The 12790-nt window shown below is 72.5% G+C and carries 7 protein-coding genes; 5 read left to right on the plus strand and 2 right to left on the minus strand.

The features are described from left to right. Nucleotides 1-3 precede the first annotated feature (3 nt). Nucleotides 4-645, plus strand: coding sequence for an HD domain-containing protein (locus WMF26_RS27725; RefSeq protein ID WP_061622278.1), 642 nt, complete (start codon nt 4-6; stop codon nt 643-645). Between the two features lie 2 nt (nt 646-647). On the opposite strand, the gene WMF26_RS27730 is transcribed toward WMF26_RS27725, so the two are convergent. Then, a complete protein-coding gene (locus WMF26_RS27730) occupies nt 648-1607 on the minus strand; it encodes a diacylglycerol/polyprenol kinase family protein (protein WP_437995120.1) in 960 nt (319 codons plus the stop codon). Between the two features lie 701 nt (nt 1608-2308). On the opposite strand from WMF26_RS27730, the gene WMF26_RS27735 reads away from it, so the two are divergent. After that, nucleotides 2309-6259 carry a M36 family metallopeptidase gene (locus tag WMF26_RS27735; protein WP_437995121.1) on the plus strand — a complete coding sequence of 1317 codons (3951 nt, stop codon included), beginning with the start codon at nt 2309-2311 and terminating at the stop codon, nt 6257-6259. Between the two features lie 151 nt (nt 6260-6410). Then, entirely contained in the window at nt 6411-7070 is a 660-nt protein-coding gene (locus WMF26_RS27740) for a carbonic anhydrase (protein ID WP_437995122.1), read from the plus strand. Between the two features lie 146 nt (nt 7071-7216). Here the strand turns inward: WMF26_RS27740 and WMF26_RS27745 are convergent, their stop codons facing one another. After that, a complete protein-coding gene (locus tag WMF26_RS27745) occupies nt 7217-9238 on the minus strand; it encodes a lipoxygenase family protein (protein WP_437995123.1) in 2022 nt (673 codons plus the stop codon). A 658-nt stretch (nt 9239-9896) separates the two neighbouring features. Between WMF26_RS27745 and WMF26_RS27750 the strand changes: the two genes are divergently transcribed. Continuing rightward, the gene (locus tag WMF26_RS27750; RefSeq protein WP_437995124.1) at nt 9897-10775 is read left to right on the plus strand and encodes an SCE4755 family polysaccharide monooxygenase-like protein; all 879 of its coding nucleotides are present in this window, start codon (nt 9897-9899) and stop codon (nt 10773-10775) included. 137 nt (nt 10776-10912) lie between these two features. Then, nucleotides 10913-12784 (plus strand): DUF885 domain-containing protein, encoded by a 1872-nt coding sequence (locus WMF26_RS27755; protein ID WP_437995125.1) that lies wholly within the window; start codon nt 10913-10915, stop codon nt 12782-12784. Nucleotides 12785-12790: the final 6 nt, after the last annotated feature.

Raw genomic sequence — 12790 nt, forward strand, 5'->3', positions numbered from 1 at the left:
GGGATGAGGGACTGGGAAGCGCTCTTCGCGAAGAAGCTCGAGCAGACCGATCTCGGCAAGGATCCGGCCCACGATCTGGCGCATTTCACGCGCGTGGTCGCCACGGCCAAGGCCCTCGCAGCGGACGAAGGGGCCAGGCTGGAGGTCGTCGTCCCCGCGGCCTGGCTGCACGACCTCGTGAACGTCCCCAAGAACGATCCCAGGCGCTCCCAGGCCTCGCGGCTCTCCGCCGAGGAGGCGCTGCGCTTCCTCCGGAGCGTCGCGTACCCCGAGGCCTTCCTCGCGGACATCGCCCACGCCATCGAGGCCCACAGCTACAGCGCGGGCATCGAGCCGAGGACCCTCGAGGCCAGGGTCGTCCAGGACGCGGACCGGCTCGACGGGCTCGGGGCCATCGGGATCGCCCGCTGCTTCGCCGTGGGCGGGCTGCTCGGGGTGCGGTTCTACGATCCCCAGGATCCGTTCGCCGAGCGGCGGCCGTGGAACGACCGCGAGAACGCGATCGACCACTTCCATGTGAAGCTGTTCAAGACCGCCGAGAGCCTGAGGACGGCCGCCGGGCGTCGCGAGGGGGCGCGACGGGCGGAGTTCATGAGGCAGTACCTCGCCCACCTCGCGGTCGAGATCGGCGGCGAGGCGCCCTGAGCTCAGCCCGCGCCGGCGACGGTCACCGCGGCCGCCACGGCGACCGGGATCGTGAAGTTGTCGTCCATCCGCGACGAGAACAGCTCGGTGGCCGCCCCGGCCAGGCCGGCGACGGCCGCCAGGAGGAGCCGCGAGGAGAGCGACGCGGGGCCGAGCGCCCACATCACCGCGAGGGAGCTCAGCGCGCCGGCCGCGAAGAAGGCGAGCGTCCCCTCGAGCGAGCGGCCGTCGCGCAGCCGCGTGCGGCCGAAGCGCCGACCGATGAGCGCCGCCGCGGGGTCGGCCACCGCGAGCACCACCACGGCGAGCGACTGGCTCAGCCGCGTCCCGAACAGCGCCAGCAAGAGCAGCGCCGTCATGTACCAGGTCGACGAGTTCACCCGGTACCGCTCGTGCGGGTGCGCCACGAGCCGGAAGAGCCGCATCAGCCGATCGTTGACCCGCTCGCTCACCCGGCGCGCGATCTCCATCGACCACGCCGCCGCCGCGAACGCGCCGCTCACGGCCACGAGCCAGCCGCGCTCGGGCAGGAGCTGGATCAGCCCGAGCACCGCCAGCCCCGAGCCCACGTGCCACAGGCTGCGCGCATGGTTCGTCGGCCGGACGCTCGGCGGCGCCGCGACGACCCCGCGCAGCGTCAGCAGCAACGACTCGTAGGCAGGCTGGACCTCGCGCTGGAACGCGATCCACGCCGCCTTGGGCGAGGGCGTCCCGGACGGGGTCGCGCGCTCGACCGCCGCGAGCAGCGCGCGGAGGCGGTCGCGGAGTCGATCGAGCGCGCCCCCGGCGTCGTCGCGCTCGGCGGCGACGACGAGCTCCCGGAGCCGCAACACCACCCGATCGACCCGGGCGCGCACCTCGGGCTCGTCCCGAAAGACGAAGACCGCGGGATCGACCTGACGCAGAAGAGCGCAGAGCTCTTCGGAGACGAGCTTGGTCTCGACGTGCAAGGCGTGGATCACGTTGGCTTTTATGAGAATAGTCTCCGCGGCTCGCGCGGCATGTCAGCGCTTTGTCATACCGCAGGGGCGTACGTGGGCTGGCTCGCCGCGCGCGCGCCGCTGAGGCGCGCCGCGGCGCGCATGACCGCGTAACCGCCTTCACGCTCGAGTCCTTGCTGCACGAGCCCGTGGCTACGCGGCCGACGCCGCACGAGCCCGTGTCGCGCGGCCGACGCATGAGCCCGCGCAGCGACGACGCACCGCATGATCGGGAGCCTCCTGAGCCATCGCTCCCCGGCTCCTCACCCGGCCCGACGCCGGCGGAGGCGGCGGGCGCGACAGCCGTCGCTCCTGCCCAGGTCGGTCGAGCACGACACGCGCGCGGCCGGTGCGCCCCGCGGCGCGGGAAGCGATCCCAACAGCGTAATTCATGGATTCATGGACTCATGGAGTGGAGCGCGACGGTATCCTCTTTATTCCATGCCGGGTTCGGAGCCGCCGGACTCACGCCCTGACAAGCGCCGCGGTGAGATCGCATGAGAGGCGCCTTACGACGCCGGACAGGGCGCGAGCGGTCGCGCTTCCCCTGCACGCATGCTGCGGCTAGGGTGCCTCGCGTCGCGGATTCGACGGGTGGGCGCGAGGCGCCCGGGACGCAGCGCGCGGCCGTCGCGCGCGTGGCCAACAGGCGTCGTTCCCTCGGAATCGGAGAATCGAGGAACATGAAGGTTTCAGTTCGGTACACCGCGCTGTCGTTCGCGCTGCTCGCCGGTCCCCTCGCCCACGCGCGGGAGCGCCCGAATCACGATGCCTATTTCAGGGAGCCGCCGGCGCTGCCCCCCGGCGTGGCGCGCGTCGCCAGCGACGACGCGCCGGGCGCCGTCATCGCGTCGACCGACCCGCAGCGCGGTGTGCCGACGTTCGTGTGGGCGACCTCGCCGGAGCACCGCCCGCCGGCCGCCACCCACAGCACGGCCGAGGCCGCCGCCCGCTGGTACGTGCAGCGGTACGCGCGCCTCTACCACCTGCCGCAAGCCGCGCTCGACACGGCCGTGGTGCGCCACGTCCACGACACCGGGCGCGGCGGCATCCTCGTGACGCTGGGCCAGGACGTCGACGGGATCCCGGTCTTCCGCAGCGAGCTCAAGGTGCTCATGAAGCGCGACCTCACGCTCGTCGCCCTCGGCGGCAACCTGCACGCGTCGGCCATCGCGCTGCCGCCCGGCGCCGGCTCCCTCCGGCCCGGCTCGAAGCGCAGCCGCGCGTTCGCCGGCGCGCCGGCCCAGGCGGTCGTCCGCGCCGTGCGCGACGCGCACCGCATCGACATCAAGACGGCCGACCTCCGCGACCTCGGCGAGGCGAAGGGCGGATATCGGCTCTTCGACCTCGCGGACACCGCGCACGCGCGCCAGCGCGCCGGGAGCCTGCGCTTCGCGCAGCCGGCGCGGGTCAGGAAGGTGCTGTTTCCGCTGCCCGACCGGCTCGTGCCCGGCTACTTCGTCGAGCTCGTCTCGGGCGACGCCGAGCGCACGAGCTCCGACGCGACAGCGTGGGTGTTCGGGGCCAGCGACGGGCGGTATCTCTACCGGGAAAACCTCTCCCACGCCGCGACCTTCGATTACCGGGTCTGGGCCGAGGACGACGACAAGCACACCCCGCTCGGCGGGCCCCTCGCGGACATGTCGCCGCACCCGACCGGGCGGCCCGACGGCCATCTCCCGCGGTTCATCGCGCCGAGCCTCATCTCCATCGAGGGCTTCAACACGAACCCGGACGGCCGGGCCGACCCGTGGCTGCCGGCCGACGCGACCTCGACCCGCGGCAACAACGTCGACGCCTACGCGGATCACAACGCGCCCGACGGGTTCTCCAGCGGCGATACGCGCGCGGAGCTCTCGAGGCCGGGCGCGTTCGACTACACCTACGATCTGCGCGCCGAGCCGCTCGCCGCGCCCGAGCAGATCATGGCGGCCGTCACCCAGGTCTTCTACGTCACGAACTGGCTCCACGACTGGTATTACGACTCCGGCTTCACCGAGGCCGCGGGCAACGCCCAGCGCGACAACCTCGGCAGGGGCGGCCTCGACGGAGACCCGTTCCTCGCCGAGGCGCAGGACGACGCGACCGGCGGCAGCCGCGACAACGCGAACATGGACGCGACGTACGACGGCGCGTCGCCGCGGATGCAGATGTACCTGTGGACCGGGCCGGACCTGCGGTCGCTCAGCGTCACGCCGCAGAACGCCAATTACGCGTCGAACACCGCCATGTTCGGCCCCCAGCGCTACGAGGTGACCGGCGAGCTCGCCCTCGGCGAGGACGACGTCGCGCCCCGGGGCGACGCGTGCGGGCCGATCACGAGCGACGTGGCCGGCAAGGTCGCCCTCGTCGACCGCGGCGGGTGCGCCTTCGCAGAGAAGGCGCGCAACGCGCAGGAGGCCGGCGCGGTCGGCGTCATCATCGCCAACAACCGCGAGAGCGACGGGGCCCCGCGGCTCGCCGGCGACGACCCCGAGGTGACGACGCCCGCCCAGAGCGTCTCGCTGGAGGACGGCAGCGCGCTCAAGGCGGCGCTCGCCGGGGCGCAGGCGCCGCTCAGGGTCACGATGACCCGAGAGCCCAGCGTCGAGCGCGACGGGACGATCGACAACACCATCGTTGCGCACGAGTGGGGCCATTACATCCACCTCCGTCAGGTCGCGTGCAGCACCCAGATGTGCGGCGCGCAGAGCGAGGGGTGGGGGGATTTCATCGCGCTGCACATGGCGCTGCGCGAGGGCGACGACCTCGACGGCGCTTACCCGCTCTCGAGCTACGGGAGCGCGGCGCTCGGCGACAGCTACTTCGGCATCCGCCGCGCGCCCTACTCCGTCGATTTCGCCAAGAACGGGCTGACGTTCCGCCACATCTCGGACGACGAGCGCCTCCCCGACCACCCGCTCAACGTCTCGGCTCCGCAGAACTCCGAGGTGCACAACGCCGGAGAGGTCTGGGCGGCCATGATGTTCGAGGCCTATGTCGCGCTGATCCGGCACGGCGGCGGCCTGACCCCGCCGCGCGCCTTCGAGCAGACCCGGCGGCGGATGAGCGATTACGTGGTGGCCGGCATGAAGCTCGCCCCCGCCAACCCGACCTACACCGAGCAGCGCGACGCGGTGCTGGCCGCCGCGCTCGCCAGCGATCAGGGCGACTTCCGCGCGATGGCGGAGGCGTTCGCGCGGCGCGGGGCCGGCACGTGCGCCGTGTCGCCGCGCGTCGACGCGCAGGGCCTCTCCGGCGTGGTCGAGAGCTTCAAGGTCCAGCCCGAGATCGCGCTGGTCCGCGCGGAGCTCGACGACAGCGCCGGCTCCTGCGACCAAGACGGGCTGCTCGACGCGGAGGAGTCCGGCACGGTCACGATCGAGATCGTCAATCGCGGCGCGGCGCCCCTCTCCGGCGCGACGGCGTCGATCGAGGGGCCGGGCGGCGGGGTGACCTTCCCGGACGGCGCGCGCGTGTCGTTCGGCGACATCGCGCCGTTCGCGACCGGGACCGCGGCCGTGCCGGTGAAGCTCGACCGGAACATGAAGCCCGCCGAGGACCTGAAGCTCAACCTGACGCTGAAGAGCGCCGAGGCGTGCACGCCGACCCGGGTGGAGGCCCTGGTGCGCCGCGTGAACTACGATGAGGTCCCCGGGTCGTCGGCGGTCGACGGCGTGGAGACGCAGAGCACGACGTGGACCGTCGAGGGGCTCTCCGGCGAGCTCGTGTGGTCGCGCGCCGAGGGGACCGCGCCGAACCGCGTGTGGCGCGGCGTCGATCTCGGGACGCTGTCCGACGCGGCGCTGGTGTCGCCGCCCCTCGAGGTCAGCGAGACCGAGCGCTTCGTGCTGACGTTCGCGCACCGGCACCAGTTCGAGGCGAGCGACGGCACGTTCTGGGACGGCGCGGTGATCGAGATCAGCGCCGACGGCGGCGAGACGTGGGTCGACGTCGCGAAGACCGCGGATCCGGGCTACGGCGGGAGGATCACGAGCGAGTCGGGCAATCCGCTGGCGAGGCGGAGGGCGTTCGTCGGCGAGAGCCCGTCGTGGCCCGAGCTCGACAGGGTGTCGGTCGATCTGGGGACCGCGTTCGCCGGAAAGACGGTGCGGGTGCGGTTCCGGGTCGGCACCGACGAGGCCGCGGGCGACACCGGCTGGGAGCTCGACGACGTCGGGTTTGCGGGCGTGAAGAACAAGCCGTTCGCGACGCTCATCGAGGACACGGCCTCTTGCCAGCGAGGGCCGGCGGCCGACGCCGGGGCGGACCAGGCGGTCGCGGTCGGAGAGCTGGTGACGCTCGACGCGTCGGGGAGCTCGGATCCCGAAGAGGACGAGCTGACGTTCTCCTGGACGCAGACGGCGGGGCCGGCGGTCGAGCTCCTGGGCGACGGCGCGCGGGCGACCTTCGTGGCGCCCGAGGTGGCCGCGGCGACGACGCTCGCGTTCGAGGTGAAGGTCAGCGACGGGACCCTGGAGGCGGCCGACCAGGTGAGCGTGGTGGTCGATCCGGCGAGGGAGCCGGCGCCGCCGGAGGAGGGGTGCGGGTGCGCGATCCCGGGGGGAGCGCCGCGCGCTCCGCTGGGCGCGCTCGGGGCGGCGGCCGCCGTCGCGGCGCTCGCGGCGCGGCGGCGGCGCGGCGCGGGGCGGTGATCCCCGCGCGGGCCGCGCTCCGGCGCTGGGCCCGAGCGCGGCGTCGGTGGTGATGAGGTCGCTCGGAGGCCGATTCCCATGCACGCGCGCACCACGGCGGGCGACAGCCCATTGACGCCCGCCGCGCGCTCCACCACGGTGTCCGGCCGTCATGAGCATCACCGACCCCCCGCCCGCCCTGCCCCCCATGTCCGCCGGTCAGGCGCTGGAGCGGCTGATCGAGGGCAACCGGCGCTTCGTGGACAACGTCCGCAGCGAGCACGCGGTGCTCGGCCAGCGAGAGCGGGCCGCGCTCGCGGAAGGGCAGCGGCCGTTCGCCATCATCCTCTCCTGCTCGGACTCGCGGGTGCCGTCCGAGCTCATCTTCGACCAGGGCCTCGGCGACCTGTTCGTCATCCGGGTGGCGGGCAACGTGGTGGCGCCTTCGCTGGTCGGCAGCGTGGAGTTCGCCGCCGCCGCCTTCGGGACGCGCCTCGCGGTGGTGATGGGCCACTCGCGCTGCGGCGCCATCAAGGCCACGCTGGGCGAGCTGCTCCAGGAGGAGAGCGGCGGCGTCCTCACCGACAACATCCGCGATATCGTCGAGCGCTGCCGCGCCCCGGTGCAGACGGTGGTGAGCGCCGCCGGCCGCCACGCTCCCAGGGACCTCCTCATGCGCGAGGCGATCCGCGCCAACGTGCGCAACTCGTGCGATCACCTCCGGCACGGCAGCCGCCTGCTCGAGCGGCTGTGCGCCGAGGAGGGCATGCGGATCGTCGGCGCCGAGTACGCCCTGGAGACCGGCGAGGTGACGTTCCTCGATCGCGCGTGACGCGCGTGACGCGCGATCACGCCCGATGACGCCTGATTCCGGCGAGCGGCGGTGTCCGGCGGAGCCGGTCTCCCGCCGAGCCGCCGTATCGGGACCTTCCGCCCGCCTTCCTGCCCGGACGGCGGCGCCGCCTCGCCGCGACAGCGTCAGATGTTGATGCTCTGCGGGATCTGCGACGGCAGGAGGACGACGTACGGGACGCGCTGGAGGTTGCGCTTGCCGATGGTCGCCTCGATCTCCATCAGATCGCGCTGGAACGCCTCGAGGGGCTCGCGGACCCGCGCGTCGGTGAAATACGTCCCCGGGATGTTCCGGTCGTAGTCGCCGAGCCGCGAGTAGTAGACGCCGCCGAGGAGCATCATCACGTTCAGCTGGAGCAGCGCCTGCTGCAGGGGCGGCAGGTGCTGGAAGATCTCCGAGGACGGCAGGCCCGCGGTGATGCTCGGCGCCGGGGCGTAGGCGGCGAGCGGGAGCGCCGGGGTGAAGCTCATGAGGGAGCTTTGCGGGAAGTTCACGGCCGCGTGCTGGGCGCTGGCGGTGAAGATCACGTGCGTCAAAAGGTCCGCCAGGTAAGCGACGGTGCGGATCGCCCCGTCCTCGCCGATGTCTTTCAGGCCGCATCCCGAAGGGGAGGACAGCTCGGCGATCCAGTTTTGCAGCTCGTAGTCGCCCAGCACGGCTGCGTCGCTCGTGTAATAGATCGCGAGGTATCGCGACACCCACGTATGGATCGCGCCCCAGAGCAGCATCGCGTCGTCGCGGTAGGGGTAGCTCGGCAGGGAGCTCGGGTCGTCGACGCCGCGGTGCGCGAGCGCCACGGGGAGGAACTGCTGGTTGACGCTGTAGCTCAGCACGGCGTCGACCGCGAGCTGGGTGGACGACGCGATCGTCCCGGCGAGCAGGTTGTCCACCGGGCCTCCCGGGGCGATGAGATCGGCCTCGGCGGCGTTGTTGATCGCCAGGGTGCCCTGGAAATGCGGCGTGAGCAGGACGTTGACCGGGTGCTCGGGGGCGAGCTGCCGCGGGGTGGCCATCGCGAACGCCTCCAAGACGAGGTGGGTCTGCCCGAGGTGCGAGATCAATTCATGGAAGTTCCCGTCGGCGACCTGCACGTGGAGCTTCGCCACCTCCCACGCCACGCCGTCCGAAGGGGTGAAGATCGGGCTCGCCGCGCCCGGCGTCTGCGCGCACTGGATGGCCACCGGGCGGAGCAGTCGGCTCGGCGCGCCCGCGGCGGGCACCGCGAAGAGCGCGAGCGGCGCCTCGACGTACTTCTGCTGATCCGGCGCGGTCCCGGGCACGAGCTGCGAGAGCACCTCGTAGTCGGCCAGGTAGAGGCGCCCCTCCTTGCCCGCGCTCGCCAGGGAGTCGCCCTCGCCCATCACCGAGCGATACTGTGCGTCGGTCACGGGGAAGCTCGCGCCGGGCGACGCGACGCGCTTGAGGACGAGCGGGTTCGGCCCCGCCACCCGCATCCAGGCGAAGATCGAGTCGTCCTGGTAGGCGCTCGCGATCTCGGGCAGGCGGAACGTCTGAAACTCCGAGACGTAGTCGTACACGCTGGTCGCCTGCCCGTACATCCCGACCAGATCGAGCAGGAGCTTCCCCGCCGCGCTCAGCAGCGTATCCAGCAGCGATTTGATGAGATCGCCCACCTTCTTGGTGGAATAGTTCGTCGCGCCGAGGGCGCTCTCCAGGGCGCGGTTCTCGGCCGTCGTGACGAACTTCTGCGCGAACCCCTCGACCAGCGCGGCCGCGGGCGCTCGCGGCGGCGGCGCGGGGGCGCGCTCGGGCTCGCCATGGAGCGGCGTCAGCGTCAGGGTGAGCTCCCGATGGCGTTGCTTGAGGTCGTGGAGGACGCCCTGGACCCTGGCGCTCGTCGCGTCGTCCAGCGGAGCGCCCTTCGGGCTGCGAAGCGAGCCGTCGGAGCCCACCAGCTTGGACGCCTTCGCCACCACGTTGCCGACGAGATCGAGGATGACGAGCGCCGCAGATCCCACCAGGATGGGGGCAAACCCCTGTCCGTTCGGAACGCTCTGGGCCACCCCGAGGGGCGATAGACGGGTGTCGTGGTTGTAGACGTACGTCTGCTGGGCCCGAGCGAGCTCGCTCTTGCGCTGCTGCTGCTCCGCGGGAGAGTCGTTTTGAGGCAGGGACGGGTTACTCATGACACCCTCGATGTTGGAGGAACTGCAAGGAGCACCACGCTACGCCGGGTCCACACGACTGACAATCCGGCGCGTGGCCTGATCTGCAGATCGGCAGTCGAGAAATGGCGGGCGCGCACCTCGCGCTCACGCCCACACGAAACGAGAATCGACCACAGCGCCGCGGAGGACATGAAGGCAGTCCGGTGACATCGCTGCGTCGTCTGGCGGCGAGGAGCCGAGCCCGAGCAGCGCGCCCGGCCGGCCCGGGGCGCGCGCCAGCCCGTGAGCGAAGGAGGGCGGCGCCGTCGGTCGATCCCATCGAGCCGTCCGGCGCCCGCGACGCGGTCGACGGCGCGCCACGGCGGCCTCCGGATCGACGGCGAGCGGCTGGCGCCGGCGCTGCCGCCCCGAGGCCGGCGCGGGGCGCCCGTCGACCCGGGAAGCGCGCCGCCGCGGTCCGGCGACCGCTGACAGCGGCGAGTTCGAGCTTGGTTGTCGTCGCCGCGGCGATCGCGAGCTCGGGTGTCGTCGCCGCGGCGAGTTCGGGCTTGGCGGCGGACAAGCGGTGGTGGAGAGTAGCCGCCCGCGACGCCCCCGGAGGAGAGCCAACGAGTCTCCACGGGCGCGGCCGCGAGACCACCTCCTGACCTAGAGAATTGCGATGCGAACATCACGAATGAGACCCAAGGCGCCGTGGCGCGCGCCCGCGGCAGCGACCCTCGCCGCGGCGGCCCTCGCCGCCATCGACCCGGCCGTGGCCCACGCCCACTTCGCCCTGCTCGAGCCCGCTTGCTACTCGGAGCAGAGCGACCTCGGCGACCCGCAGAAGAGCGCGCCCTGCGGCCAGGCGGACCCCGGGAACCCGATCGAGCTGACCGGCGAGGTGACCACGTATGTCCAGGGTCAGACGATCAAACTGAGGATCGACGAGACGATATTCCACCCGGGCCATTACCGCGTGTCGATCGCAGAGAACGCGGAGTCCCTCCCCCCGGATCCGGAGGTGACCCCCGGCGCCACGCCGTGCGGCTCCACCGTCATCGAGACCGATCCGCAGCTCCCCCTCGTGGCGGACGGGCTGCTCGTCCACACGTCGGCGTTCACGGGCGAGCAGACCGTCGAGATCAAGCTCCCCGACGATCTGACCTGCGAGAACTGCACGCTGCAGGTCAGCGAGTTCATGTCGAACCACGGGATCAACAACCCGGGCGGCTGCTTCTATCACCACTGCGCGACCGTCACGATCCTCCCGCGCGAGGGTGAGCCCACCGGGTCCGGCGGCGCAGGCGGCGAGTCCGGCGAGGGCGGCGCTGCTGCATCGAGCAGCGTGAGCAGCGGCGGCTCCGGCGACGGCGGCAGCGCCGCGTCCTCCGGCGGCAGCGCCGGCGACGGCGGCGCCGGCGCGAGCGGCGACGGCGGCAGCGCCGGCGCGGACGCGTCCGACGCCTCTTCGTCGGGTTGCGGCTGCCGCGTCGGCGCCGCAGAAGACCCGACGATCGCCACCGTCGCAGGCCTGATCGCGCTCGGGCTCCTGCGCTGGCGCCGCCGCCGCTGAGCACATCGGCGGGTGGTGGCCGGATTTGAACATGAAGGCGGGAAGCGGGAAGAAAGATTCATGATCTTCCCGCCTTCTCGCCTTCATGTGGCTTCGTCGTGATTGGCTCGCGGCGGCGCCTGTGCCAGAGGTGCGATATGGCCCTGCGCGCCCTCCGCCCCTTCGCCCTCGTTTCCCTGCTCGTGGCCGCGTGCGCCCGCGAAACGCCGCCTCCCGCCGCCGCGCCGGCTCCCCTGCCCTCGCCGGCGCCCCCGGCGGCCGCGAGCGCGAAGGCGGCGCCGCCCGCCGCGCCCGCGGCCCCTCCGCGCACCCCGGCGTGGGTCCAGCGCAGCAACGAGCACGCGCAGGTGCTCCTCGACGTGCTGGCGCGGTTCTCGCCGGAGCACGCCGGCGCGGCGGGGATCGAGCGCGCGGACGGGGAGATCACCGATCTCTCGCCGGGGGTCGACGCGCGGGAGCGCGCGGCCTACCGCGCGGCCGTCGTCGAGCTCCAGAAGCGGCGAGAGGCCGAGAAGGACCCGGCGGTCGCCGAAGATCTGCAGATCCTGCTGGACGCCGGAGACCGCGCGGTGCGCGGCTCGGAGCTCGACGAGAAGCACCGGGTCTCGTACGTGCACGTGACGGGGCTCGTGTTCACGGGCATCTCGGTCCTGCTCGACGACCGGAACCCGCCGGCGCGACGGGCCATGGCCCTCACGCGGCTCCGGCGCTACGCAGGCCTGGAGGGGGGCCACGCGCCCATCGCCGAGCAGGCCAGGGCCAGGCTCACCCAGGACCTCGGGAAACCCGGCTTGCTCGCCCCGTCCAGGATGGAGATCGAGCGACACCTCGCCACGAACGCCCGCGTGCGAGAGGGCATCGGCGAGCTCTTCCGGAAATACGCGATCAGCGGCCACGAGGAGCCGCTCGCCGCGCTGAACCGCCAGCTCGAGGCATACGACGCCGCGCTGCGCGCCGACGTGCTCCCCCGGGCGCGGGTCGGCTTCGCCCTGCCGCCGCCGCTCTATACGTTCGCGCTCGAGTCGTATGGCGTCGATCTCCCGCCCGCCGAGCTCGCGTCCCTGGCCCACGCCGCCTTCGACGATCTGAAGGCGCAGATGCAGAAGCTCTCGGTCTCGGTCGCCGCCGCGCGCAAGCTGCCGAGCGCGGATTACCGCGACGTGATCCGCGCCCTGAAGCAGGAGCAGCTGGTGGGCGAGGCGATCTTGCCGCATTACAAGGAGCGGCTCGCCCAGATCGAGGCCATTATCCGGAAAGAGCGCCTCGTCACCCTGCCCGAGCGGCCGGCGCGCATCCGGCTCGGCACCGCCGCGGAGAGCGCCGAGACGCCCGCGCCGCACATGCGGCCGCCGCGGCTGCTCGACAACCAGGGCGAACAAGGGGAGTTCGTGCTGCCGCTGAGCCTCCCGGCGCCGCCCGGCGCCGCGGACGGGCTGCGGAAGGTCGACGATTTCACCCACGCCGCGGCCTCGTGGACGCTCACCGCCCACGAGGCGCGCCCCGGGCACGAGCTCCAGTTCGCCTCGCTGGTCGAGCGGGGCGTCTCGATCGCCCGGGCGATGTTCGCGGACAACAGCGCCAACGTGGAGGGGTGGGGCCTCTACGCCGAGGCCATCGTGCTCCCGTTCATGCCGCCCGAGGGTCAGCTCGTCTCGCTGCAATACCGCCTGCTGCGGGCCGCGCGCGCCTTCCTGGACCCGGAGCTCCAGGCCGGGAAGATCACGCCCGCGGCCGCGCGCGCCTTCCTGGAGAAGGACGTGGTGCTGTCGGCGCCGTTCGCGCAGTCCGAGGTGGAGCGCTACACGTTCCGCGCGCCGGGGCAGGCGACGTCGTATTTCTACGGGTTCACCCGGCTGATGGAGCTCCGGGCAGAGGTCGAGTCCAGGATGGGCCCTCGCTTCGACGCGCAGCGATTCCACGATTTCGTGCTCGCCCAGGGGATCCTGCCGCCAAAGCTGCTGCGCAAGGCGGTGATCGAGCGGTTCGTGGGGGCTCAGCCGGCGCTCTGAGCGAGG

Source organism: Sorangium sp. So ce185, assembly GCF_051526825.1.
GTDB lineage: Bacteria > Myxococcota_A > Polyangia > Polyangiales > Polyangiaceae > Sorangium > Sorangium cellulosum_D.

Excerpts from the sequence above, each read along its gene's own strand:
- WMF26_RS27725 (WP_061622278.1), top strand. The coding sequence starts at position 4 with ATGAGGGACTGGGAAGCGCTCTTCGCGAAGAAGCTCGAGCAGACCGAT.
- WMF26_RS27735 (WP_437995121.1), top strand. The coding sequence starts at position 2,309 with ATGAAGGTTTCAGTTCGGTACACCGCGCTGTCGTTCGCGCTGCTCGCC.
- WMF26_RS27740 (WP_437995122.1), top strand. The coding sequence starts at position 6,411 with ATGAGCATCACCGACCCCCCGCCCGCCCTGCCCCCCATGTCCGCCGGT.
- WMF26_RS27745 (WP_437995123.1), bottom strand. The coding sequence starts at position 9,238 with ATGAGTAACCCGTCCCTGCCTCAAAACGACTCTCCCGCGGAGCAGCAG.
- WMF26_RS27750 (WP_437995124.1), top strand. The coding sequence starts at position 9,897 with ATGAGACCCAAGGCGCCGTGGCGCGCGCCCGCGGCAGCGACCCTCGCC.
- WMF26_RS27755 (WP_437995125.1), top strand. The coding sequence starts at position 10,913 with ATGGCCCTGCGCGCCCTCCGCCCCTTCGCCCTCGTTTCCCTGCTCGTG.